The organism is Streptomyces sp. 71268, assembly GCF_029392895.1.
In the GTDB taxonomy this organism is placed as follows: domain Bacteria; phylum Actinomycetota; class Actinomycetes; order Streptomycetales; family Streptomycetaceae; genus Streptomyces.
In genome coordinates this window covers 4,396,000-4,420,098 of sequence record NZ_CP114200.1, presented here as the reverse complement: position 1 = coordinate 4,420,098, position 24,099 = coordinate 4,396,000, and the positions used below count along the sequence as shown (strand labels likewise).

Below are 24,099 nucleotides of genomic sequence, written 5' to 3'. Positions count from 1 at the left end.
GTGAGAACGGGTCAGGGGCGGTTTTTCGTTGTCGGGTTCCGTACGGCGGGCCGCCGAGGCGGGCGAGCCGTGGTGGCAGTGGTGACACGTGGTGGCCCTGGTGGCAGGGGACTAACGGCCGGGCGTTACCCGCTCACGTCGGGGTGGCCACGGGACGTGAGTGAGGTGTTGTCGGAACGTCAGCGGCCCCGGGAAAGGTGGTGCCCACGCCGCGGGAACGACCACCGAAGAGTCCCGCACCACACGCAGGGGGAACCGCTCATGCGCACTTCTCGGATTCGCACCGCCACCCTGGCCGCCGTCACCGCCGCGCTGGCGCTGGGTCTGACCGCGTGCGGCGGCTCCGACGAGGGCTCGAAGGCGGCGGGGGGCGACAAGACCACCGGCGCCACGCAGAACCAGTCCACGCCCGCCGAGGACGGTTCCAGCGGCGGCAACGGTGGCGAGGACAGCAAGGCCAGCGAGGGCGGCACCGCCGGCGGCGCGGACGGCGCGGACAGCGCGGGCGACAAGAGCGCCGAGGGCGGTACGGAGCGGGCCGGCAGCGGTGGCAGCGGGGGTGGCAGCAAGGAGGCCGCGCGTGCCAAGACCGCCCCGGGCGCGGCGGACAACGGCACGACGGCCGACGTCCAGCAGTGCGTCGGCGACGAGATCATGGTCAACGCGGAGCACCGCTTCGCCGGTGAGCAGGGCGACCACCTGCTGCTCACCGTGTCGAACGCGGGCGGCGAGCCGTGCTGGGTCACCTCGTACCCGTCTGTGAAGCTCGGTGACGACCTCGACGACCCGGCCCCGCTGCCGCACTCGGACAAGGACCGCCCGGGCGGCGACGAGCGGATCACGCTCAAGCCCGGCACCCCCGTCTACAGCGCGGTGGCCCTCTTCGACCACGGCACGGACAACCGCAGCGCCACCTCGTTCGCGATGGCCCTGCGCGACACGAACGGCCAGACCCAGCCCTACTACTCCGTCGACGTCAAGGGTGGCCAGCCGAAGTTCACCTGGACCGAGGCCGACGTGCTGAACTGGAGCACCGAGAAGCCGTACGACTTCTGAGCCACCGTGAGCCTCCCCGACACCGCGCCGCACACCGGCTCCCGCCAGGGCGTCGCCTGCCGGTGCCCGCCCCCGACCTGGGAGAACAGGTCGGGGGCGACGTGCTTTCACGCAGCCTTCGGGGGTCGGTGGGCCCCATGGCACGGGCGCGTGCACCAGTGGGGGTGGGGGCGGGTGCGACTGGTCGCCGTCAGGCCGGGGGGGCGGTGCGTCAGGCGTCCGCGTCCGCGCGCTGGGGGTCGGGCGCGTTGGCGGACAGGCTCACGCGGCGGTTACGGCCGCCGGCGATGACGGCCAGGACGACCGCGAGGACGAGGATGGCCGAGCCGCGAAGCCACACCTCGGCCTCGATCTGCGTGGCGAGCACGACGCAGGAGGCGGCGCCCAGGACCGGCAGGACGACGGGGGCGCGGAAGTGGCCCGGCGCGTCCGGGTCGGAGCGCAGGGCCAGGGCAGCGGCGTTGACGAACAGGAAGACCACCAGGAGCAACAGGACCAGGGTGGAGGCCAGCGTGGCCACACTGCCCGTGAGGGCGAGCAGGAGGGCCGGTCCGGCGGTGGCGATGATCGCGACCCAGGGGGTGCGCCGGACGGGCAGCACCCGGGTGAGCACGCTGGGCAGCAGCCCGTCGCGGGCCATGCCGTACGCCAGGCGGGACGACATGATCCCGGTGAGCAGGGCGCCGTTGGCGACGGCCACCAGGGCGATCGCGCTGAACAGGAGCGGGGGGACCCCGCCGGCGGCGCGGACGACTTCGAGCAGCGGGCCGCTGGAGTCGGCGAGCACCTCGGTGGGCACGGCGGCGGAAGCCGCGACGCCGACCAGGACGTAGACGACGCCGGCGGTGGCGAGCGCGCCGAAGAGGGCGCGCGGGTAGGAGCGGCCGGGGTCGCGGGTCTCCTCGGCGACGTTGACGGACGTCTCGAAGCCGACGAAGGAGTAGTAGGCGAGGACGGAACCGCTCAGCACGGCCGCCGCGGGGCCCTCCTGCGGGGTGCCCAGCTCAAGGAGTCGCCCGGGGTCGCCCTCGCCCCGCGACAACAGCCAGGCGCCGAGGCACACGATGACCACCAACCCACCGACCTCGACCAGCGTGGCGACGACGTTGGCCCGGGTGGACTCCCTGATGCCGCGCGCGTTGACCAGGCCCAGCAGCACGAGGAAGAGGCCGGCGACGAGAGCGACCGGCAGGGTGACGAAGGCGGTGAGGTAGTCGCCGGCGAAGCCCCGGGCCAGGGCGGCGACCGAGACGATCCCGGCCGCGAGCATGCAGAAGCCGGTGACGAACCCGGCCACCGGTCCGAACGCCCGGGTGGCGTAGTGGGAGGACCCACCGGCCCGCGGGTACTTGGTCACCAGTTCGGCGTACGAGGCGGCGGTGAGCAGGGACAGCGCCAGCGCCACCAGCAACGGCACCCACACCGCCCCGCCGGACGCCGCGGCGACCTGCCCCACCAGCACGTACACCCCGGCCCCCAGCACGTCACCGAGGATGAAGAAGTACAACAACGAGGTGCTCAGGGCGCGCCGCAGCGCGGGCTCGGGCGCCGTGGTGGGCGGCTTCGGGTTCGTGGACGGTCTCGCGTTCGCGTTCGGCATGCGCCCACGTGTCCCCGCTCCGGAGCGCCGTAAGCACCCTTCACGTACGTACGGGCCTCTCACCGCCGCCCGGGGGCGTGTCCGTGGGCGAGCCGGCACGGCGGTGAGAACCACCTCGCCGGCCCCGGCGCGGTCGCCCGACACAAGCCGCCTGGCACAAGTCGCCCGGCACGCGAGAGCCGGCCGTACGGCGCGGGGGGAGGTACGCCGTACGGCCGGAGATGGGGTGACTCAGCCGTAGTTGACGGCGTCGTTCACGTTGTTCTGCCAGTAGGTCACGTGCGGGTCGTTCACGTACGTCTTGCCGCCGGGGAGCTTCAGGACCACGCCGCGGCCGACGCTGCCCTGGTCGTTGGCGGAGTTGAAGTAGAGACCGAGCTTGGAGGTGTAGTAGCCGTCCTTGCCGTCGTCGGCGGCCGACGAGGTCATCGCGGTGGCGTACGCGGACTGGCCGGGCTTGAGCGTGACCACGGACTGCGGCTTGCTGCTCTTCCACGGCTGCGCCGGGGACTGGGCCTCACCGAACTGCAGGTGAGCGTAGTTGTAGGCGTAGCAGGTCTTCTTGGACGTGTTCTTCGCGGTGATCAGCACGTGGTTGAGCGGGCGCTGCAACTTCTGCACGGTCACCTTGGTCTCCGCCGCCGTGCACGCGGTGGCCTTGGTGGCCTTGGTGCCCTGCGAACCGGCGGCCGTGGCCGAGCCGGCGCCGAACGCGGTGACCGTCACGGCCGCCACGGCGGCGAGTGCGGCGCCGCGCAGGACACGGATGGAAGCGGCGGAAAGAGGCATGACGTCCCTCCTGGGGTGGATAAGTGCGGGCTGTTCCCGACATCAACGAGCTTCCCCAATTGCCCTAACACGCCCCTAACGGTTGGTTGGTGACTCACCATCACCTCGCGTGTCCCTGGCGGGTGGGCCGGGTCTCACCGCGTTAGGGGGTGCGGGGGCGAGGTGTCGGCGTACGGGACGGAGGGGCGGCCCGCCCCGGCCCGGCGGGTCAGGCCAGGAGGTCGAGGGTCGCCCCGGTACCCGTGGCCTCGGCCCGCTGGAAGGCCAGCCAGCTCAGCGCCAGGTCCTGCCAGGGCAGGCCGACCGGGGCGTAGACGGTGAGTCGCTGACCCTGGGAGCGGGCGGGGGCCTCGCCACGGATGACCTCGCCGAGGGACGCGTCGGCCGTGGACGCGGGCAGACCGGCGTTGGCGAGGGCGCCGTGGGTGGCGACCAGGGTGGCGTCATCGACGATCAGTCGGGCGGAGCGGAGGACGTCGGGGGCCAGCTCCCGCTTTCCGGGCTCGTCGGCGCCGAGCGCGGTCAGGTGCTGCCCCGACCGCAGGTCCGCCAGGCTCAGCAGGGGCTCGCGCGACCAGGTGGCCAACACCACCACGTCCGCCACGGCGGCCACCTCCGCCGGCGTGGCCAGTACGGTGCCGCCGTGTCGGCGCGCGAAGGCGGTCGCCCGCCCGGGGTCGGTGTCGTGCACGACGAGCCGGTCCCAGGAGCGCAGCGCGCGCAGCCCGCACAGGGTGAGTTCGCACTGGGCTCCGGCACCGATCACGCCGACCGTGCGCGCGCCGTCGGCGGCCGGTCGGGCGATCAGGTCGGTGGCGAGGGCCGCGGCGAGACCGGTGCGCCAGGCCGTGACGGTGGCGGAGTCGATCAGCGCCAGCAGGGCCCCGTCGGCGCCGCCGTGCAGACAGATCACGCCCCGCAGGGCCGGGCTCGCGCCGGGGAACTTCGCGTTGACCTTGACCGTGTAGGCGGGCGTTCCGGGCAGCAACCCGGGCAACAGGGCCGTCGCGGTGCCGGGGAAGGGCAGGTCGGTACGTACCCGCTGGCCCGGCGGACCGCCCCGCGCGGCAGCGGCGAACCCTTCCCGCAGCGCCTGGACACAGGCCGCCGGGTCCAGGAGTTCCAGCAGGTCAGAGCGGGTCAGGAGGCGGGTCATGCGAGTCAGGTTGTCACGCCGGCCCGGAGCGAGCGGGCGCGGGCGCGGTGCGGGTGGGTGGCTTACGGCGTGAGTGGCGTACGGGTGGGTGGAGCGGGGATGGGTGGGTGGCTGGTTTTGGGTGGGTGGCGTCGGGGCGGGCGTGCTACGTTCGACCGCGTTACGTTTGGCTGCGCAGCGACCACCGAGTCGGCTGCGGGACGAGAGGGGGAGGTGAGTCGATGGCCGCCGTAGAGGCTGCTGCCGTGTGCAGTGCCCGCCGGACCAACCTCACGTCCCGGGCCCCGGTCTGACCTGACGTTTCTCCCTCCCGCCCACGCGCCTTCGGCCTGTGGCTCGCGGGTGGCGGACGGTTCGCGTGCATCGGGGTCCCCGTTCAAGGGTCACTACGTTGCCTCAACCTTTTTCGGAACAACCCTCTTCGTCTCCACCCTCTTCACCCGTACCCTCCTCGACGCGGTCGGCCTCGCCGTCGTCGCCGCAGCCGCCGTCACCTCCCTCGCCGCGCCCCCGTGCGCGGGACGCGGCGGAGGTGGCGGACCGTCCCGACGGCTCCGATCCGGTGACCGAGGCGCTCTTCGCGCTCCACCGTGGGTTGCCCCGGCAGGGGCCCGGCTCGGACGCCACCACCCGGCGCCTGCTGGAGTTGGCGGGGCCGCTGCCCGGGCCCCGGCCCCGGGTGCTCGACGCCGGTTGCGGGCCCGGCCGGGGCGCGCTGCTGCTGGCCGAGGAGGCCGGCGCGCGGGTGACCGCGGTCGACGTGCACCAGCCCTTCCTGGACGAACTCGCCGCCACCGCGGCGAGCCGTGGCCTGGGTGAGCGGATCACGGTGCTCAACCGCTCGATGGACCGGTTGCCCTTCCCCGATCACAGCTTCGACGTGATCTGGTCGGAGGGCGCGGTCTACAACGTCGGCTTCGAGACCGCCCTGCGCTCCTGGCGCCGACTGCTCGCGCCCGGCGGCGTCCTGGTCGTCACCGAGATCGAATGGACCACCAGCAACCCGTCGGCCCCGGCCCGGGCCTTCTGGGACCCCGTCTACCCGCTGCGTACCAGCGCCGCGAACGCCGACGCCGCCCGCGCCGCCGGCTACTGGGTGGACGCCCACTGGCCGCTGCCGGAGAGCGACTGGTGGAACGAGTACTACACGCCGCTCAGCGAGCGGATCGCCCGGGCCGACCCGGCCGATCCGGCCCACCCGGGGATGGGACGGGCGCTGGCCGCGGCGCGCGCGGAGATCACCCTGCGGCGTCACCACGGCAGCGACTACGACTACGCGGGGTACGTCCTACACCCCGACGACACCGCCCCGGACGCCGCTCACGGCGCCACCCCCGAGGCCGGTACCCACCCCGGTACCGCCCCCGACACCACGGCCGCGTCGATGATCGCGACCGCGACCGACGCCCACCTCCTCACGAACCGGAAGACCATGACCACCTCCTGGACCACGCGCCCCGAGACCGCCGCCGACGTCGACGCCATCCGCGAGATCAACACGGCCGCCTTCCCCACCGACCTGGAAGCCGGCATCGTCGACGCGCTGCGCGCCGACCCGGCGGCGTGGATCGACGGGCTGTCCCTGCTCGCCGAGGCGCCCGACGGCACCCCCGTCGCGCACGCCCTGCTCACCCGCTGCCACGTCGACGGCGCGCCCGCGCTCACCCTGGGCCCGTGTGCCGTCCTGCCGTCCGCCCAGCGCACCGGCGCCGGCTCGGCCGCCATCCGGGCGGGGCTTGACGCGGCCCACGCGCGCGGCGAGGGCCTGGTACTCGTGCTCGGGCACCCCGAGTACTACCCGCGCTTCGGCTTCACCCCGGCCTCGCGGTTCGGCATCCGCGCGCCCTTCGAGGTCCCGGACGAGGCCATGATGGCCCTCGCCCTCGACCCCGCCCACCCGATCCCCGCCGGCACCATCGAGTACCCCGCCGCCTTCGGCGTCTGATCCCGACCACCCGCCGTGCCGACGCCTCGCGCGTCGGCACGGCGGGCACGGCACCACGCGGAACAGGAATCGCGCGCTGGGCGTGGCCCGGCGTGCGCGACGACGCGTGGAAAACGTACGAAGTTAACTATTTCCCGCGTCATTTGCAGCCATAGCACAATTCTCCACGAGTCACTAATCTGACTGCGGGGCCGCTGAATTCGGGGGCGGCGTGCGCCCCGGAAGGAGAGCGGACTCATGAATCACCGTTCCGCGAATGAATACCCGGTAGATCCCACCACGGACGTGGACCCCGAACAGCTCGCGGCGGCGGTGGCGCGGTCGGCGGAGACCGCGCCGGCGCCCGAGGCCACCGATTCGCCCGACGGCGTCTCGGAGGTGCGTTCCGGCCACGCCGAGGCAGCCGCCGAACCGGCGGCGCGCAGCTCCAACCGTGGCCCGGCCGTGCGTCGCCAGCCTCGGGCCAGCGGAAGCTGAGGGGTGAGTGAGGTGCTGAAATTCATCAACGGCTACTCCGCCAAGATCAATGTCATGATCGAACGCCTCGACAACGGCTGCCGGCCCGAACCGTGGCGTAGAACGGGCTGGTGGGTGATCGACCCCGGCGGCTCGAAGATCGCGTACGGCGGGGACCTCGCCGACGTGAACCGTTACTGGTACTGGTTCGCCTTCGCGGTCGACGGCAGGAGATGGAGCGGCCCGTTCCCGGAGAACGTGCCGCATTCCGTGTTCGACTGGTGCCCCGACGTGGCGAGCAGCCCCTCGATGAACATCGGAATGCGCGAACTGGACGTCGACGGAGCCGATGACAAGGTGCTGCGACTGGTCCAGTAGTTCCTCGCCCCCTCGCCCTCTCGTCCCCTCGTCCCATTCCCGTTTTCCGGCGCGCGAGTTCCCGTGCCGGCGCCGCGTCGCGGTACGGCGGGGCGCGGGGAGGCGGTGTGCCCGGGTGCCGGGCGTTAAGTTCGTGCGGAGACCGCTGAGTTGCCGTACGAGGGGGCGGGCGATGACCGAGGGCGCTGACGGTTCGCGTTCCCAGGTGGAGCGGGGCCCCGACCCGACGCCCGATGTGCGCTCCGCCGTGGCCGGGGGAAGGCGGTCGGTCGCGGCGGCGGGTGATCTGGGCATCGCGCTGTCCGGCGACCGCAACCACGTGGTCGTACAGGGTGACGTGTTGGTCGGCGCGCGGCCCCGGGGGCGGCACCGTTCGGGCTATCTGCTGGAAGTGCGCGAGATGCGGGCCCCCCGGTTCGAGGGCCGCGCGGACGAGCTGGCCGCCATGGTCGCGTTCGCTACGGCGCCCGAGGGCGAGGCGGGCGGGTACTGGCGGTGGCTGGCGCCCGCGTGGACGGGGAAGACGGCGCTGATGGCGGAGTTCGTACTGAACCCGCCCGACAGCGTCGACGTGTTGGCCTTCTTCATCACCGCGCGGATGGCCGGCCGCGCGGACCGTACGGCCTTCCTCGACGCGCTCGGCGAGCAACTGCGGGAGTACCTGCGCGAGGGCGACGTCGAGAGCGCGACCCAGGGCGCGTTCCTGGACGGACTGGAGCGCGCGGCGGCGCAGGCGCGCGCGGCCGGGCGGCGGGTCGTGCTGGTCGTGGACGGGCTCGACGAGGACACCGGCGTACGCACCGGCAGCAGCGGCCACAGCATCGCCGCCCTGCTCCCCCGCACCCCGCCGCCGGGACTGCGGATCATCGTCGCCGGCCGGCCCAACCCGCCGGTCCCCAGCGACGTCCCCCGCGGCCACCCCCTGCGGGACCCGGGCATCGACCACCCGCTGGCCACCTCGCCGGTGGCCCTGGCGATGCGCGAGGACGCCGAGCGCAGCCTCGAAGCGATGCTGGACGCGGGCGGCCTCGGGCGGGAGTTGGTGGCCCTGACGGCGGCGGCCGGTGGCGGTCTGAGCGCCGCCGACCTGGCCGAGCTGACGGGCGACTCGCGACGCCGCGTCGAACTCGCCCTCAGCGGCGTCATCGGCCGCTCCTTCCAACGCCGCCCCGCCCAGTGGGCCACCGACGCCGACGGCCGGCCCCTGTCCCTGTACTCGTTCGCCCATCAGGAACTGTCGGACGGAGCCCGCGACATCCTCGGGCCGGCGGCGTTGGCCGAGCAGCGTGCGCGGGTGCACGCGTACGTGGCGACGGCGCGGGAGGCGGGGTGGCCGCCGGAGACTTCGGAGTACGCGCTGGCGGGGTATCCGCAGTTGTTGCGTGAGACGCGGGATACCGGGCGGCTTGAGGCCCTGGCCCTCGACCAGGCGCGGCACGAGCGGCTGTGGCAGACGACCGGGACCGACAGCCAGGCCCTGACGGAGATCGCGGATGCGGTGAGGTTGCATCGGGCGGTGGAGGACCCGGATGTGGCGGCGTGTGTGCGGTTGGCCTATCGGCGGGACCGGGTGTGGGAGAAGGCGACGAGTGTTCCGGGCGGCGTGATCCTGGCGTGGGCCAAGTCGGGGCAGGTCCGACGGGCGTTGGCTGCGGCGAGGCACCGGAAAGAGGAGAGCGAGCTGCCCACACTGCTCGCCGGTATCGCGGCGAAGGCGGGTGCTGACACGGATGTCGTCGCGCAGGTGATCGCCACTGCCCAGAGCATCGGCGAACCCGACACACGGGTGAAGGCGCTCGTGGGTGTAGCCGTGGCGTTGGCCACGGACGGACCGTCGGATGTGGCGAGCGATCTCGTTCAGGAGGCGGATGAGGTGATGCGTGCGGTAGCCGACCCAGCGGTACGGGCTCGCCTGACGGACCACCTGATTCAGGGGCTGTACGCCGTTGGGCGGAAAGACACCGCCGCCGTCCTCGTCGAGCAGGTCGTTGAGCAGAGCAACGCCGTCAGCAACCCGGGACGGCGGGACTGGGAGCTGGTGGACCTGGCATCGACGTTGGCCACCTTGGGACGACAAGCCCCCGACGCCCGGTTGTCCCAGCGCGCCCTCGCCGTCGCCGAATCCCTGGCCGATCCCTTGCACCAGGCACGCGCCCTGGGGCACGTCGCCACCCACTTGGCGCTTGCGGGACACCACGACGAGGCCATCCGGCTGATCGAGCGAGCGATCCGCATCCACCCGCACCACACGTCCTGGAGACACGACGGGACGGTCCTGATCGCCGTCGTCCGCGTGATGGCGGCGGTGGGTCGCTACGAAGACGCCGTAGCCACCGCGGACGCCGCGGCCAATCCCGATCTGCGTCCCGTCGCACACCGCCTCATTGCCCAAATAATGGCCAACGCGGGGCGTTACGCCGACGCCCTCCAACTCGCCCACAGCATCGCCGATCCATGGTGGTGCACTGAGGCGCTAGCAGGGGTGGCTCTCGCGCACGCCACCGCGGGTGACCGACAGGGCGCGACAGAGACCGCCCAGCAAGCGCTCGACATCGCCCGCATTCGCCATGACACGCACGAACACGCCTCGGTTCTGGCCACAGTGGCCCAGCATCTAGTCTCGACCGGGCGCCGGTCACGGGCGGAATCACTGGCCCGTCAAGCGTCCGACATCGCCCTGGCCCAGCAGCGGGTAGACGCGCTGACCGCCGCAGCGACAGCGTGGCTCGCCATCGGCCAGCGGGAACCCGCAACCGACCTGGTCCAACGAGCCCTCGAGCAGAGTCACAGGGCCGCCACCTACCGAGATCGAGAAACGTCCCTGGCTTCCGTGGTCGAGGTGCTGGTCAGGGCCGAGCAGTACGAAAAAGCCGCCGACACCGCCCACACCGTCACCGACCGCCATACGCAGGTCGATGCGCTGGCCAACGTGGCCGAGGGGTTGACTGCGGCGGGCCGGCCCGATGAGGCCAGCCCGCTCCTCCGGCGAGCCGTCGAACTCAGAGACGATGACGGCCAGGCGGCTGATGGCCTGCTCCGTGCCCACCTCGCCGATGAACGGTTCGAGGAGGCCATCGATCTCGTACGCTCTATCCACTTCCCCGAAGAGACGGCGCTGCGCCTGGCGGAGGTAGCACGCTCCATGGCCGTACACGGGCACAGTGCGGGCGCGACCCGACTCATCACGCAGGCACTCGACGCGGTTCGCTACATCGATGAGCCAGATTTCGCGGCTCGTGCGCACCCCACTGTCGTCGCGGCCCTGATCGCGAACGCCCAACCCGAAGACGCGCTCCGCCTCGCCCGTTCCCTCACCGGCTACCCGGCCGAGCGGGCACGGGCCCTGGCCAGTGTCGCCGCCGGGTACGGCCCAACGCCCCAGGGACGGACCCTGCTCGCCGAGGCACTGGCGATCAGTGATCCGCTGGCGATGGTGGCCGAGATCGCCATGGTGGAACCAGCCGCCCTGGAGTCCCTGGCCGACTACCTCCAAGCCGACATCGCGGCCGACCTCGCCCAGCCAGGTCACCCCACCCAGCCACCACCCACCCAACCCCTCCCTCAGGCCGAGTAACCCTTCGGCGGCACCAGGCTCGCCAGTTGGTCAAAAGACAGCCAGTACACCTGGTTGCCGCCGAAGGATGCCGGGTCGGCGATGAGGACCGTGCGGTTGGCGTCGTCGTAGCCGATGACGGTGAAGTAGTGGTAGATCGTCTGGTCCGACGGGTAGCCGGGGGGCTGGTTGCCTGGCGGGGCGACGATGTTGGTGACGAGCGGGTAGTTGTTGTCGATGTCGAGCACGATGTCGTTCCACAGCAGGTCCTTCTGTTCCTGCGTGGGCGGGTCGTTCGGCATCTCCTTGGTCTCGTACCAGCCCGTGCCGAGGTTGGCGTTCAGGACGCCCGTCACCTGGCTGATGTGGTCTGTACCGGCCTCGGTCGTGCCGAGTTGGGCGGCCAGCTCAGCCTGGCTCGGGGCGGCGACGCGGGCCGAGAGGGCGATGCGGGTGGCGGCCGGGCCGCACCAGTAACCCGTCTCCTGGACCTGGTAGTCGACCGGCAGGGTGTGCGCGCTCGACGTGTGGACGCCGTCGATGGTGAGCCGGGTGCCCGGCTCGTTGCGGCCGCTGACGACCGCCGTACCGGCCCGCGAACCGTGGTCGAGCACGTCGGGCACGTGGAGCGCCGAGACGGGGTGCGGGGGTGCCGAGCGGGCCTGGGCCGTCGTGGCGGGGGCGAGGAGGGCGCCGGTCGCGGCGGTGGCGACGGCCGTGGCGAGCAGTCTCTTGCGCATGCGGGCTCCTGGTGTGCGTGTGGGGGATGCGTACGAGGAAGACGCGCGGGTCAGTAGATCGGCGGGACCGTGGGGCTCTCCCGGGCGAGCAGGTCGCGGGCGAACTGTTCCCACTGGGCGTACCGGTCGGGGAACGCCGAGACCTGGACGGCCTGGCAGACGTCGCCGGGCGGCATCGTCTGCCAGCCGTCGATCTGGATCAGGCCCGGGTTGCTGCCGAAGGGGGCCACGCCGTAGAAGGACCTGGACGAGGTGGGCACGTCGGTGATCTGCTCCGGCGTGCCCCAGCCCGTGCTGGGGCGCTGCTGGAAGATGCCCAGCGAGTCGTGGTCGACGGGCACCAGGTAGTTGACGAACTTCGACTCCTGCATGGCGGTCATCAGCGCGATGACCTGGCCCTGTTCGGGGATGCCCGCGCCCTTGCCGACGCCGACGACGGTCCGCGCGTTGGCCAGTTCCTCGGGGCCGAGGTCGGCGGCCGTACGGAACGTCCGACGCAGCTCCGCGCCGGACGCCCGCTCCAGCGCCCGCGCGGTCGCCCGGTCGATCGTGCCGGTCCGGGGCAGGCCGTGCCGGGCCTGGAACCATTCCACGCCCTGCCCGGGGGCCGCGTCCCCGGCGGAGGTCGACGCGTGGGGTGAGGTCGTACGCGGCGTGGCCGCCTGGGCGGCGCCGGGCGCGCTGAGCAGGGCACCGGCGGCCAGCAGCACGGCGGTGGCGGCGGTCGTCGCCGTCGGGCGGGTGGGGTGGGGGCGCAACGCCACTCCTCGGGGTTCGGGGTCGTCGTGGCATCCCCCGCCCGGTACGTGGGCGTACGCGGGCGCGCTCGCGCGCTGCGCCGTCCGCCGCCGCCGGCCGCATCGGGGCGAACTCGATGCCGCGGCGCCGTCCGGACGACACATCGACGTCGCACGCACGGCACGGTGTGCGGACACAACGCGGTGGGGGGACGCGTGTGCAACGGTCCGGCCCAGCTTGCTTGCATGGGCATGTCAGGCGCAACCCGTTGGACGTGACGCGCGTAGTTCACCGCTCCGGCGACAGCGTACGGACTCGCCCAACCACCCGCTCCTGATCGACCAGTTATCGTCCGGACGCGCGGCGCGGCCCGCCCGCTCGGCCGCCGGCCGGCCCGCCCACCCGTTGGACGGGCCACCCTCCGCGCCACCCGGCGTTCAACCCGGGCACCCCTCCCCCGTCACCCCGCCGACGGTTCGGCCGAGTGCGCGGCGACCGTGAAGAGGTGCTCGGGTCCGGGGTTCTCCAACTCGTCCAGGACCGCGACGGACAGGTCCTCGGCGCTGATCCACGAGGCGCCGTCGGCGTCGGTCAGCAGCGTGTCGGTGCCGCGCCGGTAACGGCCCGTACGCTCCCCCGGATTGAGCTGGGCCGGCGGGCACAGGTACGCCCAGGGGCCACGCGCGTGGGCCCGGCAGGCGTCCAACTGGGCGACGCCGGCAGCGGCGACGGCCCGTATCGCGGGCGGCACGTACGTCGGGTCGTCGGCGACCAGGAGTTCGGGGTCCGCCGGGCTGCGCAGCGCGCCCGCGCCGCCGACCACCAGGACCGGGGCGCCCAGCGGGCCCGCGATGGCCAGCACCGCGCGGGTGGCCTCGACCAGGAACTCCTGGTCGACCGGTTCGGTGCGCAGGGCCACCACGACCGCGTCGGCGGCGGGGCGGGCGTCCGAGCCGGCCAGCGCCGCGCGCAGGGCCCGCGGGTCGCCCGCGTCGACGGCGACCGCCGTCACGTACGGGTCGTCGCTGGCCGGCTTCCGCGCCAGGGCCAGCACCCGGTGCCCGCGCGCCCGCGCCTCGGCCACCACCCGGGTGCCGACCATGCCGGTGGCGCCCAGCACGGCGATCGTCAGGCCGCCCCGCTCCGCTGGCGCGGGGGCCGCTGTGAGGTCGGTGGTCGCCGCGTACGGCGTGGGGTTGTTGGTCGTCATGGGGGTCGCCTCCGTGGGGTGTCGGTGATCGTGGTGAGGGTGGTGAGGGCATGTCGTCGGCGCCGTGTCGGATGTCGGCGCCGTGTCGGATGTCGGCGCCGACGCGCCGGTGGCTGTCGTCGCCGTGTCGGGCGTCATCGCGGCTGGGCTCCCGGCAGCACGGCGTCCGGCTCCGGGGTCGCGGGCGGGGACACCGCCGGGGCCGCCGCCGGCTGCGGGGCCGCGACCCGTTCCGGGTCCGTCGAACCCGTGCCACGGAAGCCGGAGCGGAGACGGACGAGGCGCGGGGCGGGGAACTGGGCGGCCAGCAGCGCGGCGAGGGCGAGGGCGAAGCCCAGGGCCTGGAGCGGGCGCAGCGACTCGCCGAGAAAGAGGCCGATGACCGTCGCGACCAGCGGCGACAGCAGCACCAGCGGCGCCGTCGCGCCGACCGGCAGCCGGCCGATGCCACGGAACCACAGCGTGTACGCGATCAGTCCGCCCATGCTGCCCAGCCACAGGTAGCCGCCGACGGCGCCGGCGTCGATCCGCTCCGGTACGCCCTCGACCGCGAGGGTGAGCGGCAGCAACAACAGCCCACCGACCGCGAGTTGCCAGCCGGCCAGGGTGAGCGGGCCGACGCCGGCCGGGCGGCCCCAGCGCTTGGTGAGGACGACGCCGCCGGCCATGGCGGCCGTGCCGCCGAGCCCGGCGAGCACGCCGACGGCGTCGAGCCTGGCCTGCGGCCCGAGCACGACGAGCCCGACACCGACCACGCCGGCCACCCCGCACACCCAGCGCCAGGCCCCGGGCCGGTCGCCGAGCGCCACCGTGGCCAGGCCCGCGACCAGGAGCGGCTGGGCCGCGCCGAGGGTGGCGGCGACGCCGCCGGGCAGCCGCTCGGCCGCCAGGAACAGCAGCGGGAACAGCGCGCCGATGTTGAGCACGCCGAGGACGGCGGCCTTCCACCACCAGTCCCCGCGCGGCAGCACGCGGGTGATCGCCAGCGCGAGCAACCCGGCGGGCAGGGCGCGCAGCAGGCCGGCGAACAACGGGTGGCCCGGTGGGAGGAGTTCGGTGGTCACGGCGTACGTGGTGCCCCAGGACAGGGGCGCGAGCGCGGTCAGGGCGACGGTGGCCGCCCGCCGCGCGGACGAGCCGCGCGGCGGGCCCGGCGACCGGTGGGTCAGGGCATCCATGCGGGGAAGTCTGGCCGCGACGGATCATGCACGCAAAGCATGGTTGCGATCGCTTCTATGAAGCAGCAGCATGGCTGGATGGACCTGCAACAGATGCGGTACGTCGTCGCCGTCGCCGAGACGCGCAACTTCACCCGCGCCGCCGAACGCTGCTCCGTCGTGCAGTCGTCGCTCAGCCACCGGATCGCCAGCCTGGAGCGGGAGCTTGGGGTCAAGCTGTTCGCCCGTTCCAGCCGGCGTACGGAGCTGACCAGCGCCGGGGCGGCCTTCCTCGTGCGGGCGCGGGAGTGCCTGGCCGCCGCCGACCGGGCGGTGGCCGACGCCGCCGCGGCGGCCGGGGTGGTGCGCGGCCGGCTGGCCGTCGGCGTGATCGTGACCACGGCCGCCGTGGACGTGCCCGAGCTGTTGCAGCGCTTCCGCGCCCGCCACCCGGACGTGCGGGTCCTGCTGCGGGCCGGCGGCAGCGACGAGTTGGCGGCCGCGATCCGCGCGGGCGAGTTGGACGTCGCCTTCCTCGGCCTGCCACGGGACGCGCGCCCGGCCGGCGTGGAGTCCCTCGTCCTCGACCACGACGAGCACGTGTTGGTGGTGCCGGCCGGGCACCGGCTCGCCGGGGCCCGGCGGGTCACACTGCGCGAGGTGGCCGGGGAGACGTTCGTGGACTTCGTGTCCGGCACGCCCGCCCGGGCCCAGTCCGACCAGGCGTTCGCCGCCGCCGGGCTGGCCCGCGACGTCGCGTACGAAGCCGGCGTCGCCGAGTTGATCACCCGGCTGATCGCGCGCGAGCTGGGCATCGCGCTGCTGCCGTCCGCGTTCGTCCGGCCGCTGGCGGCCGACGACCCGGCGCTCGCGCTGGTCCCGGTGGTCGACGGGCCGCGCCGCGTCGAGTACCTGGCCTGGAGCCGGTTCAACCCGAGCCCGGCCACCCGGGCACTGCTCGACGTGCTCGGGGTGGCGCGACCGGCCTGACCGACCCGCTTGGACCCAACCGGCCCCTCGCCCGTCATCTCGCCCTCGCGCCACCGCACTTGCGCGCCGCCGCTCCTGCCGATGACCGCAGGCACCTGCTAATGTTTCATTGCATGTGCTGGACGTTGACATGAGAGACCCCACGCCGACGGGGGACGACCTGGTGCAGGTGCTGTCCACCCTGTCCAACCCGCACCGCCTGCGGGTCGTCGCGGCGCTCGCGGGCGGACGGAACTACGTGAGCCAACTGGCCCGCGAACTGGACATCAGCCGCGCGCTGCTCCAGGTCCACCTGAAGAAGCTGGAGGCCGCCGGCCTGGTGGTCTCCCAGTTGGAACTGTCCGAGGACGGCAAGGCGATGAAGTTCTACGAGGTGCGCCCTTTCTCGGTCCACCTGACACCGGAATACGTCATGGACGTCGTCCAGACGCTGACCATCGAGAAGGGATCACGGGGTTGAACGAGCACGAGTGGCAGGAAGTCATAGGGACCATCGGCATCTTCGTCCTCCTCATCACCGTGGTCCTCACGGTCATCTGGCAGGTCGGCGCGAGCCGGCGGGCCAAGCTCCGGCTCGCCCGCGAGGGCGACTACCAGCGCATCGCGGAGGCCGCCGTCGCCGGGCAGCGGAAGATCGAGGAACAACTGGCCCAGATCGGCGGCCAGGTGGCCGACCTCCAGGGCCGTACGGACAAGATCGAGCAAGTCCTCAAGGACGTCGAGTAACCCGCCCCAACCTGACCGGCCCCAGACCGAAGTCCCGGGCTTTCCGAGCCGGGGGCCGGGCTCACCCGATCACAGTTCCGGGCCGTCGAGCGGCAACTCGACGGCCCGGGCACGGGGAGCCGAACCACCTCGCCGGCGGCGACGAAACACCTCACCACCGGCGAGTTCGCGTAGGAACACTCCACCGAGAAAGAGGAGAGCAGCTCATGCTGCCCAGAATCAAGTCCGGCCAGCATCCGCCCGACGACGCCGGCCCGGGCAGCACGGCGTTACCGGAGATCCCCCGCCCGGCCGGGCGGGCCCGGGCGGGCCTGATCGCGTCCGTCGCGGACTGGTCCGCCCGGCACCGGGCCGCGGCGATCACCGGATGGCTCGCACTGGTCGTACTCGCCGTGCTCGCCGGCGCCATGACCAGCGGCGAGGGTGCCCGCCCGGTCGACCCCGGCGAGGCCGGGCGCGCGCAGGAGTGGGTGCACGCACAGCACAGCGGCGACTCCATACGGGAGAACGTGCTGGTCAGCTCGCGGGACGCCGGCCAGAACCGGCGGTTCACCGACCACGCCGAGCTGCGCGCGGCCACCGCCGACCTCGTGGCCGAGCTGCGCCGGGCGCCCGGGGCGGTGCGGGACGTGGGCTCGCCGCTCGCCGCGCACGGCACACGCTGGCTGTCCCGGGACGGCCGCGCCGGCCTCGTCACCTTCGAAGTGGCCGGCCCCGACGAAGAGTTCAGGGCCCATTACGCGGCCGTCGAGCGCGCCGTCGAGCAGGTGCGCGAGCGCCATCCACGGGTGCGGCTGGCGCAGGCGGGTGACCACAGCCTGGCCGAGGCCGTCGACGACGGGATCAAGGACGACCTCAAAACCGCCGAGGCCACCTCACTGCCGCTCACGCTGCTCATCCTGCTCGTCGTCTTCGGCTCGCTGATCGCCGCTGGGCTGCCCCTGTTGCTGTCGGCGACGACCGTGGTGGCCACCTTCGGCCTGCTGCGACTGGTCACCCGGTGGGTTCCGTTCAACAGCGCGGCCTCCGCCATCGTGTTGCTCATCGGCATGGCCGTGGGCATCGACTACGCGCTGTTCTCGCTGCGCCGGGTGCGCGAGGAACGGGCCGCGGGCCACGACGTACCCACCGCGCTGCGCATCACCGCGCGCACCTCGGGGCACGCCGTCGTGGCCTCCGGGCTGACCGTCATGGCCTGTCTGGTCGGGCTCCTGTTCACCGGCGTGGACGTCTTCAAGGGGCTGACCACCGGCACGGTGCTGGTGGTCGGGCTCGCGGTGGTCAGCGCCGTCACGGTGCTGCCCGCGCTGCTCGCGACGCTCGGCGACCGGGTCGACCGGGCCCGCCTCCCGTGGCTGGGCAAGCGCCGGATCGCCGCGCGGGAGTCCCGGCTGTGGGGGCGGGTGGCGCGGGTGGTCGTACGGCGCCCCGTGCTGACCGGCGCGAGCGCGGCGCTCGCCCTGCTCCTCATGGCGCTGCCCGCGTTCGGGATGCGGCTCCAGGACGCCGCCGTGACCGCGAGCCTGCCGCCGGGCACCTCGGTCGCGGTGGACGCGGCCAACGAGGTGCGGCGCGCGTTCCCCGGGGCCGCCACCTCGGCCCGGGTGGTCGTCGCGCGCACGGACGGCTCGGCCGCCGACACCCCCGCCGTGCGGGCCGGCGTCGACCGGCTGCACCAGTGGGCCGCCGCCAGCGGAGGCGCCCTGCGCGAGCCGATCACGGCGGTGCCGGTCGGTGACGTGCTGGTGGTACGGGTGCCGCTGGCGGGCGCCGTCACCGACCCGGCCGCCAACCGGGCCCTCGCGACCCTGCGCGAGCGGGCGCTGCCCGCCGCCTTCGGCACGGTGCCGGGCGTCGACTACGCGGTGGCGGGCAAGACCGCCATGCCGCACGACTTCACCGAGCGGGTGCGGGACCGGACGCCGATCGTCTTCGCGTTCGTCCTCGGCCTCGCGTTCCTGCTGCTCGCGGTGGTCTTCCGGTCCTGGACCGTTCCGCTGGTGTCGATCCTGCTCAACCTGTTGTCGATCGGCGCCGCGTACGGGGCCGTGGTCTGGGTCTTCCAGGACGGCAACCTGGAATCGGCGCTCGGCTTCACCTCGTACGGCGGGGTGGTGAGTTGGCTGCCGCTGTTCATGTTCGTCATCCTGTTCGGGCTGAGCATGGACTACCACATCTTCATCCTCAGCCGGATCAGGGAACGCTGGCTGGCGGGGGCACGGCCGCGCGCGGCGGTCGTCGGCGGCATCGCCGCCAGCGCGGGGGTGGTCAGCGGCGCGGCGCTCATCATGACGGGCGTCTTCACGGTCTTCCTGACCCTGTCCGCCATCGAGTACAAGATGCTGGGCCTCGGCATGGGGCTCGCCATCCTCATCGACGCGACGCTCGTGCGTGGGGTGCTGCTGCCGGCGGCGATGTCCCTGCTCGACGACCGGGCCTGGCGCCTGCCACGCGCCCTCAAGCACCCCCGGCCCGCGCCCGCACCCCGCGACCGGCCGGCGGCGCGGTAGCGGGCCCCCGCCGCCGGGTGGGGGCCGGCCGGCGGCGGGGCACCCGCCCGACGGCATGGGCCCCGGGGAGCGGGAGCCGGAGGCGGCGGGGCGGAGGCGCCCCTGCCCCCCGAGGGACGCGCCGTCGGCGTCTCCACCCCTGGTTAGAGGTGGTGATCGCCCTGTGGCCCGATGCTCGGGGCGGGGGCGCGAGCCTAGCCTGGCCGCATCATGCGACGAACTGACGACCGGCTCCTGCCGGCCCTGCTGCTCGGCGCCCAGGTGGCCGTCTGGCCCGGCGCCGCGTGGCTGCGCGGCGGCACCCCGAGCGGCGCCGACCTGCTCGCGGCGGCCCTGGTGGGCGGCCTGGTGACGGTCGCGCTCGCGATCCGCCGGGCCCGTCCGGTGCCCGTGCTCGTGCTGGTCGCCGCCGGGTGCGCGATCGGCGCGCAGCCGCTGCCGACCGGGGCGCTGGCCGTGCTCGGCAGCGCCGGTGTCGCGTTGGCGCTGTTCTCGGTCGCCGTCGAGCGGGAGGCCACCACGGCGTGGCTGTGCGTCGGCACGCTCGCCCTGTGGCAGCTCGCACACGGCCTCAGCCTGCACGGACTCGGCGACAGCCAGGGCCTCGACCTGGTGTGGACGGCCCTGCTGTACGCGGCGGCGATCGGCGCGGGCCGGTACGCGCGCCGGGCGCGGTCCGCCCGGCGGGTCGCCGAGGCGCGGCTGCGCCAGGCCAGGGCCGAACGGCACCGGCTGCCGGCGGCCGAGCGGCGCCGCATGGAGCGCGAGTTGCACGACGTCAGCGCCCACCACCTCACGGCCGTGGTCGTCACGGTCGAGGCCGCGCTCGGGCTGCGCGAGCGCCGGCCCGAGCTGGCGCGGGAGGCGTTGACGTTCGCCGCCGAGACCGGTCGCGAGGTGACGCGGGCGCTCGGCGCGGTGCGCGCGCCGGCGCCCTCGCCGCAGGACCACCCGGCGCCTCGGGAGCGGCTGCGGGAGCTGGTGGCCGGCTTCCGCGCCCTCGGCCAACCGGTGACGGTCGAGGCGGAGTCCCTGCCGGACGGCGTGCTCGGCGACACCGCGTACGGCATCGTCCGGGAGGCGCTGACCAACGCGGTACGGCACGCCCCGGGCGCCGCCACCACGGTTCGGTGCGCGCACGGCGACTCCCGCACCGACATCGTGGTGCGCAACGCGCCGCCCGCCACACCCGGCCCCGGCACCCCGCCCGGCCGGGGCCTCGGAGGCGGGCGCGGCCAGCACCTGCTGCGCGGCCGGGCCCGGGAGGCGGGCGGCACGCTGACCAGCGGGCCGACGCGGGACGGCGGGTGGGAGGTGCGCGCGGTGCTGCCCGGGCGCACCGCGGCGGTGCCGGTGGCGGCCGTTCCGCGCTCGTACCGGGTGGCCCAGTACGTCACCGCCTCGGCCCTGTGCCTCCAGCCGCTGTTGCCCACCCTCATCGTCCGGGACGAGCCGACGTCCGCCGCCGCGGGCGGCTCGGCCGGCGCGCTGTTCGCGCTGCTGGCCACCGTCCAGGTGCTCGCGTTGTGGTGGCTGCGCCGGGCGCCACGGGCCACGCTCGCCGCGCTGCTCGCCCTGGCGCCACTGTGGCCGGTGGCGATGGTCACGGGCGGGTACGCGGGGCCGGTGCTCCTGCCGCCGCTGCTTGGCACGCTCGCCACGGGCCTGGCGCTCGCCGCCGTGGCGGCGCGCGCCCCCGGGCACGCCGGGCCCCTCCCGCGCGCCGGCTCGCGAGACGGTCTGACCGCCGGCGTGGGAGCGCTGGCCGGCCGGGCGCCGGCCCTACCGAGCGGGGCCCTGCCGCGCCGGGCCGTGCCGCTCGTGGCCGCCGGCGTGCACGCGACCGTGACGCTCGTCGCGGTGCTCGCGGCCCGGTCCGCCGGTCAGCGTGGTGCCGGTGGTGCCGGTGGTCACGCCGTCGGCACCGGCTGGGCGCTGGCCGGGGGCGGCGCGGCCGGGGCGGCGCTGGTGTGCGGCGCCGCCTGGGCCGGCGGCGCCTGGTACGGCAGGCGGCGCCGGGTCGCCTCCGAGGCGCACCGGGACCGCGTCGCGGCCTGGACCGAGGAGGCGGTACGGGACGCCTGGGCCGAGCGGCGCCGCATCGCCGTCGGCCTGGAGACCACCGTGCTGGCCCGCACCGCCGACGTGGTCGAGGCGGCGGAGGCGGGCCGGCTCGCGCGGACCGCGGACCGGGCCCGCGACGCGCTCGCCGCCATGCGTGCCCTGCTCGACACGGTCCGCGTCGCGGAGGCCCACGCCGAACGGCGTCCGCAACCCACGCTCCAGGCTCTCGACCTGCTCGTCCACCAGTGCCAGGCCACCGGTCGCCAGGTGCGGGCGCGGCTCACCGACCGGGTGCCCGAACGGCTGCCGGCCGCTGTGGACATCGCCGCCTACCGGGCCGCCGAGACCATCCTGCGGGCGGGCGGCGACGAACCGGCCGAACTCGTACTCGACGCCACGGACCACGTGCTGACCCTCACCGCGACCGGCGTGCCCCACGCCACCCGGCCCGCGTCGCGCGAGCGGCTCGCGGCGCGGGCCGACGCCCTCGGCGGCGGCCTGACCGTCACCGGGCCCGACGCGCTCGTACTGCGGCTGCCCCTCCCCGCGCCCGCACCGACGGCGACCGGTCCGGGCGACGACCACCGCCCACCCGCGCCGGACGCCCCGCTCCCCGTGGCCGACACCGCGCGGCGAGCCGGCGACACCCCGCACCACGCCGAAGCCACCCCGACCCACCCCACCAACAGCGCTCGGCGCGCCGACGACGGACCGCGCCCCGCCACGGACGACCCGGGACCGGCCGCCCGGAAGCAGGGAGAGACCCGATGACGCTCAGCGTGCTGGTCGTGGACGACCAGGCGGTCGTCCGGGCGGGTTTCGCCGCCATCATCGACGCCGAGCCGGACCTGACGGTCGTCGGCGAGGCCGGCGACGGCGCCGCCGCCGTCAGCCTCAGCGACCGGCTCGCGCCGGACGTGATCGTGATGGACATCCGGATGCCCGGCATCGACGGCATCACCACCACCCGGGTCCTGACCGGGCGCCAGGACCCGCCGCGCGTCCTCGTACTGACCACGTTCGACCTCGACGCCTACGTCTTCGAGGCCCTGCGCGCCGGCGCGTCCGGGTTCCTGCTGAAGGACGTGCGGGCCGCCGAACTGCTGGACGGCATCCGGGTCGTGGCGGGCGGTGAGAGCGTGCTGGCCCCCTCGGCCACCCGCCGGCTCATCACCCACTACGCCACCGGCCCCCGGCCCGGCGGGGACGCGTCGGCCATCGACCAACTGACCGCGCGGGAACGCTACGTGCTCTCCCTGGTCGCCACGGGCCTGAACAACACGGAGATCGCCACCGAACTCGGCATCGCCATCGGCACCGTCAAGTCCCACGTCAACGCGCTGCTGCGGAAGCTGGCGGTGCGGGACCGGGTGCAGGCGACGATCCTCGCGTACGACGTCGGCCTGGTCCGCCCGGCCCCGCCGCCCCCACCCGCCTGACCGCCCGGGCCCCACCTCGCCACGGGCCGTCTCCGACCCGGACCGCCCGCGCCCCGGCAGCACCACGCCCCCCACTCAAGGAGAGCCGCACCATGCCCGAGACCACGCCGCCACACCCGTTCCCGCGCGCCGTACGCGACGCGCTCCGCAGCGTCTTCGCCCGCGTCTACCTCGCCGCATGCGCGCTCCTGCTGATCTGGGCCCTCGTGGTGAGCCGGGCCGACAACCCCGACGCGTCGTTCGCCGGCGTCGTACCGCTGCTCGCCACCGCGCCGCTGAGCCTGATCCTCCTCGTACTGCCCGACCACGAGGCGATGCTCTACGTCGCCATCGGCACCGGCGCCCTGGTCAACGCCCTCCTCATCGGCTGGTGCGCCCGCGCCCTGCGCCGTGGACCGCGCCACCCGCGCTGAACCGTCGCGGAACGGAGGACGGTTCCGCCCCCGTCCGGTGCCCTGGCCGGCCCGCCGGCGCGGCCCGGCCCATACCGATGGCGCGGCTCGGAAGGTGACGCACGTTTCGGAAGAAACGCTCGTGGCGTTCGATCACCGGGTACTCTCGCGGCAATTGCTGGGTGTCGGCTCCAGCCGGAGATTCCACGCGTGAGCACGCGTGGGTTGCCCCGTTCGCGTCGCCGTCCAGCACGGGTCCCCTCGCGGGGAGAGTGTCTCGGAGGTCGAAGCGTGCTTGGCTGGCTGTTCCGTCCCTTTCTCGTCGTGCTCTACGTCCTACCGCTGCTGACCGTCGTGTTGCTGTCCGCGCCGGCCTGGCTGACCTGGCCCTTCCTGCCCGCCGGGCGACAACGGGTCGTGCTGGAGGTCATCGACCGGCTGGTGCGGTGGACACGTACGGTCATGACGCACCACACCGCCCCCACCCCACGGCGCCGGGGCGCCGCCACCGGGCCCTGAGCCACCGCGTAAGGCCGTCGCCTGCGGCCCGTCGGCGTCCGGTCCCTCCCCATACGGCCCGTCGCGTACGGCCGCCCGTACGGCCCGTCGCCCCGGTTCACTCCGCCGTGAGCCGCTTCTCCAACAGGGTCACGCCGTACGACCGTCCGCCGTCGCCGTTCTTCGCCGCCCGCTCGCCGACCACCGCGTACCCCGCGGCCTCGTAGTAGGCGCACAGCCGTGGGTTGTCGGCCAGGCAGTCAAGGCGGCACAGCGCGCGTCCGTGGGCGAGGACGCGGCGCTCGGCCGCCGCGAGCAGGTGGCGACCCGCGCCCGGCGGGGCCGTCTGCCGGTCGACCACGAGGCGGTGCACGTAGCCGGCGACCGGCGGCTGTTCGCCCCACGCCGCCACGTCCTCCCACCACAGCTCCCACGCCCCGACGGTGGGGCCCGTCGGCCCGAGCGTGGAGATCCACAACTCGCCCTCGCGCAGCCGCGCCCGGAAGTGCTCCGGGCCCAACTCGCCGGGCCGCCACTGTTGGATGCCCCGCGCGCGCTGCCAGCGCGCGGCGGCGTCCCGCAGGCGGACGAACTCGGTCACGTCACCCGCGTCGGCCCGCCGGAAGGTCAGGGCCGCGAGGGGATCGGTCGTGTCTGACATGGGGCTGATCGTCCCCGACCCGGTACGCGGCCCGACCGGCG

Annotated in this window: 21 protein-coding genes; 13 read left to right on the top strand and 8 right to left on the bottom strand. The window is 74.3% G+C overall.

Translation table 11 applies throughout. The annotated features are described in order from the left end of the window. The first annotated feature begins 261 nt into the window (after positions 1–261). A complete protein-coding gene (locus OYE22_RS17110; RefSeq protein ID WP_277321221.1) occupies positions 262–1,056 on the top strand; it encodes a DUF4232 domain-containing protein in 795 nt (264 codons plus the stop codon). Between the two features lie 211 nt (positions 1,057–1,267). Here the strand turns inward: OYE22_RS17110 and OYE22_RS17105 are convergent, their stop codons facing one another. The 3 genes from OYE22_RS17105 to OYE22_RS17095 all read right to left on the bottom strand — a co-directional run bounded on the left by OYE22_RS17105 (position 1,268) and on the right by OYE22_RS17095 (position 4,601). Then, entirely contained in the window at positions 1,268–2,656 is a 1,389-nt protein-coding gene (locus OYE22_RS17105) for an APC family permease (protein ID WP_277321220.1), read from the bottom strand. A gap of 231 nt (positions 2,657–2,887) precedes the next feature. Then, a complete protein-coding gene (locus OYE22_RS17100; RefSeq protein ID WP_277321219.1) occupies positions 2,888–3,445 on the bottom strand; it encodes a DUF4232 domain-containing protein in 558 nt (185 codons plus the stop codon). 208 nt (positions 3,446–3,653) lie between these two features. Then, positions 3,654–4,601, bottom strand: coding sequence for an ornithine cyclodeaminase family protein (locus OYE22_RS17095; protein ID WP_277321218.1), 948 nt, complete (start codon positions 4,599–4,601; stop codon positions 3,654–3,656). 532 nt (positions 4,602–5,133) lie between these two features. Between OYE22_RS17095 and OYE22_RS17090 the strand changes: the two genes are divergently transcribed. The 4 genes from OYE22_RS17090 (at position 5,134) to OYE22_RS17075 (ending at position 10,954) form a co-directional block, all read left to right on the top strand. Beyond that, entirely contained in the window at positions 5,134–6,546 is a 1,413-nt protein-coding gene (locus OYE22_RS17090; RefSeq protein ID WP_277321217.1) for a bifunctional class I SAM-dependent methyltransferase/N-acetyltransferase, read from the top strand. A gap of 237 nt (positions 6,547–6,783) precedes the next feature. Next, positions 6,784–7,023 carry a hypothetical protein gene (locus OYE22_RS17085; protein WP_277321216.1) on the top strand — a complete coding sequence of 80 codons (240 nt, stop codon included), beginning with the start codon at positions 6,784–6,786 and terminating at the stop codon, positions 7,021–7,023. 12 nt (positions 7,024–7,035) lie between these two features. After that, complete coding sequence (locus OYE22_RS17080) at positions 7,036–7,380, top strand: DUF1036 domain-containing protein (RefSeq protein ID WP_277321215.1); 345 nt, start codon at positions 7,036–7,038, stop codon at positions 7,378–7,380. A gap of 172 nt (positions 7,381–7,552) precedes the next feature. Further along, a complete protein-coding gene (locus tag OYE22_RS17075) occupies positions 7,553–10,954 on the top strand; it encodes a tetratricopeptide repeat protein (protein ID WP_277321214.1) in 3,402 nt (1,133 codons plus the stop codon). On the opposite strand, the gene OYE22_RS17070 is transcribed toward OYE22_RS17075, so the two are convergent. The 4 genes from OYE22_RS17070 to OYE22_RS17055 all read right to left on the bottom strand — a co-directional run bounded on the left by OYE22_RS17070 (position 10,942) and on the right by OYE22_RS17055 (position 14,799). Next, on the bottom strand, positions 10,942–11,673 hold the full coding sequence (locus tag OYE22_RS17070; RefSeq protein ID WP_277321213.1) for a C39 family peptidase: 732 nt from the start codon (positions 11,671–11,673) through the stop codon (positions 10,942–10,944). The genes OYE22_RS17075 and OYE22_RS17070 overlap by 13 nt on opposite strands. Positions 11,674–11,723: 50 nt before the next feature. Continuing rightward, positions 11,724–12,431, bottom strand: coding sequence for a peptidoglycan-binding protein (locus tag OYE22_RS17065; RefSeq protein ID WP_277321212.1), 708 nt, complete (start codon positions 12,429–12,431; stop codon positions 11,724–11,726). Positions 12,432–12,871: 440 nt separating this feature from the next. Beyond that, a complete protein-coding gene (locus tag OYE22_RS17060) occupies positions 12,872–13,543 on the bottom strand; it encodes an NAD(P)H-binding protein (RefSeq protein WP_277324176.1) in 672 nt (223 codons plus the stop codon). 212 nt (positions 13,544–13,755) lie between these two features. Next, complete coding sequence (locus tag OYE22_RS17055) at positions 13,756–14,799, bottom strand: EamA family transporter (protein WP_277321211.1); 1,044 nt, start codon at positions 14,797–14,799, stop codon at positions 13,756–13,758. 78 nt (positions 14,800–14,877) lie between these two features. Between OYE22_RS17055 and OYE22_RS17050 the strand changes: the two genes are divergently transcribed. The 8 genes from OYE22_RS17050 to OYE22_RS17015 all read left to right on the top strand — a co-directional run bounded on the left by OYE22_RS17050 (position 14,878) and on the right by OYE22_RS17015 (position 23,418). Then, positions 14,878–15,768, top strand: coding sequence for a LysR family transcriptional regulator (locus OYE22_RS17050; RefSeq protein WP_277324175.1), 891 nt, complete (start codon positions 14,878–14,880; stop codon positions 15,766–15,768). A gap of 130 nt (positions 15,769–15,898) precedes the next feature. Beyond that, positions 15,899–16,228, top strand: a complete 330-nt coding sequence (locus tag OYE22_RS17045; protein ID WP_277321210.1) for a helix-turn-helix domain-containing protein — start codon at positions 15,899–15,901, stop codon at positions 16,226–16,228. After that, complete coding sequence (locus OYE22_RS17040) at positions 16,225–16,494, top strand: hypothetical protein (protein ID WP_277321209.1); 270 nt, start codon at positions 16,225–16,227, stop codon at positions 16,492–16,494. Before OYE22_RS17045 ends, OYE22_RS17040 begins: the two co-directional genes overlap by 4 nt. Before the next feature lie 206 nt (positions 16,495–16,700). Further along, positions 16,701–19,004 (top strand): MMPL family transporter, encoded by a 2,304-nt coding sequence (locus tag OYE22_RS17035; protein WP_277321208.1) that lies wholly within the window; start codon positions 16,701–16,703, stop codon positions 19,002–19,004. A 210-nt stretch (positions 19,005–19,214) separates the two neighbouring features. Further along, positions 19,215–21,839 (top strand): histidine kinase, encoded by a 2,625-nt coding sequence (locus tag OYE22_RS17030; RefSeq protein ID WP_277321207.1) that lies wholly within the window; start codon positions 19,215–19,217, stop codon positions 21,837–21,839. Then, the gene (locus OYE22_RS17025; protein ID WP_277321206.1) at positions 21,836–22,507 is read left to right on the top strand and encodes a response regulator transcription factor; all 672 of its coding nucleotides are present in this window, start codon (positions 21,836–21,838) and stop codon (positions 22,505–22,507) included. The genes OYE22_RS17030 and OYE22_RS17025 overlap by 4 nt, the downstream gene beginning before the upstream one ends. A 92-nt stretch (positions 22,508–22,599) precedes the next feature. Beyond that, on the top strand, positions 22,600–22,920 hold the full coding sequence (locus tag OYE22_RS17020; RefSeq protein WP_277321205.1) for a hypothetical protein: 321 nt from the start codon (positions 22,600–22,602) through the stop codon (positions 22,918–22,920). A gap of 270 nt (positions 22,921–23,190) precedes the next feature. Continuing rightward, positions 23,191–23,418, top strand: coding sequence for a hypothetical protein (locus tag OYE22_RS17015; RefSeq protein ID WP_277321204.1), 228 nt, complete (start codon positions 23,191–23,193; stop codon positions 23,416–23,418). 97 nt (positions 23,419–23,515) lie between these two features. Here the strand turns inward: OYE22_RS17015 and OYE22_RS17010 are convergent, their stop codons facing one another. After that, on the bottom strand, positions 23,516–24,058 hold the full coding sequence (locus OYE22_RS17010) for a GNAT family N-acetyltransferase (protein WP_277321203.1): 543 nt from the start codon (positions 24,056–24,058) through the stop codon (positions 23,516–23,518). Between the last annotated feature and the right edge of the window lie 41 nt (positions 24,059–24,099).

Bases quoted from the DNA above. Each gene is read 5' to 3' on its own strand.
- OYE22_RS17110 (WP_277321221.1), top strand. From the start codon at position 262: ATGCGCACTTCTCGGATTCGCACCGCCACCCTGGCCGCCGTCACCGCC.
- OYE22_RS17105 (WP_277321220.1), bottom strand. From the start codon at position 2,656: ATGCCGAACGCGAACGCGAGACCGTCCACGAACCCGAAGCCGCCCACC.
- OYE22_RS17100 (WP_277321219.1), bottom strand. From the start codon at position 3,445: ATGCCTCTTTCCGCCGCTTCCATCCGTGTCCTGCGCGGCGCCGCACTC.
- OYE22_RS17095 (WP_277321218.1), bottom strand. From the start codon at position 4,601: ATGACCCGCCTCCTGACCCGCTCTGACCTGCTGGAACTCCTGGACCCG.
- OYE22_RS17085 (WP_277321216.1), top strand. From the start codon at position 6,784: ATGAATCACCGTTCCGCGAATGAATACCCGGTAGATCCCACCACGGAC.
- OYE22_RS17075 (WP_277321214.1), top strand. From the start codon at position 7,553: ATGACCGAGGGCGCTGACGGTTCGCGTTCCCAGGTGGAGCGGGGCCCC.
- OYE22_RS17070 (WP_277321213.1), bottom strand. From the start codon at position 11,673: ATGCGCAAGAGACTGCTCGCCACGGCCGTCGCCACCGCCGCGACCGGC.
- OYE22_RS17055 (WP_277321211.1), bottom strand. From the start codon at position 14,799: ATGGATGCCCTGACCCACCGGTCGCCGGGCCCGCCGCGCGGCTCGTCC.
- OYE22_RS17050 (WP_277324175.1), top strand. From the start codon at position 14,878: ATGGACCTGCAACAGATGCGGTACGTCGTCGCCGTCGCCGAGACGCGC.
- OYE22_RS17045 (WP_277321210.1), top strand. From the start codon at position 15,899: ATGAGAGACCCCACGCCGACGGGGGACGACCTGGTGCAGGTGCTGTCC.
- OYE22_RS17035 (WP_277321208.1), top strand. From the start codon at position 16,701: ATGCTGCCCAGAATCAAGTCCGGCCAGCATCCGCCCGACGACGCCGGC.
- OYE22_RS17030 (WP_277321207.1), top strand. From the start codon at position 19,215: ATGCGACGAACTGACGACCGGCTCCTGCCGGCCCTGCTGCTCGGCGCC.
- OYE22_RS17025 (WP_277321206.1), top strand. From the start codon at position 21,836: ATGACGCTCAGCGTGCTGGTCGTGGACGACCAGGCGGTCGTCCGGGCG.
- OYE22_RS17020 (WP_277321205.1), top strand. From the start codon at position 22,600: ATGCCCGAGACCACGCCGCCACACCCGTTCCCGCGCGCCGTACGCGAC.
- OYE22_RS17010 (WP_277321203.1), bottom strand. From the start codon at position 24,058: ATGTCAGACACGACCGATCCCCTCGCGGCCCTGACCTTCCGGCGGGCC.